General features: G+C 42.7%; 2 tRNA genes. Both read left to right on the top strand.

The window, feature by feature from the left end:
* The first annotated feature begins 31 nt into the window (after nt 1-31).
* Nucleotides 32-108: transfer RNA gene (locus P20429_RS19065), tRNA-Ile, on the top strand.
* A 50-nt stretch (nt 109-158) separates the two neighbouring features.
* Nucleotides 159-234 (top strand) — tRNA-Ala (locus P20429_RS19060).
* Nucleotides 235-321: the final 87 nt, after the last annotated feature.

Raw genomic sequence — 321 nt, forward strand, 5'->3', positions numbered from 1 at the left:
TTATTGTAAAGAGAACAACACTTATTGTTTTGGGTCTGTAGCTCAGCTGGTTAGAGCGCACCCCTGATAAGGGTGAGGTCGGTAGTTCAAATCTACTCAGACCCACCACTTCTTATCTAATTAAGAAGATGGTTAAAACAATAAGTACCAGCATATGTGGGGCTATAGCTCAGCTGGGAGAGCGCCTGCCTTGCACGCAGGAGGTCAGCAGTTCGATCCTGCTTAGCTCCACCACTTACTTCTTAAAAATAAATATTCTTTATCGGGCCATTAACCGCCTGAGAATAGAGTGTGTTTAATTTTGAGAAGTTTTTACATCTC

The organism is Pseudoalteromonas sp. BSi20429 (assembly GCF_000238895.1).
Taxonomy (GTDB): Bacteria; Pseudomonadota; Gammaproteobacteria; order Enterobacterales; family Alteromonadaceae; genus Pseudoalteromonas; species Pseudoalteromonas arctica.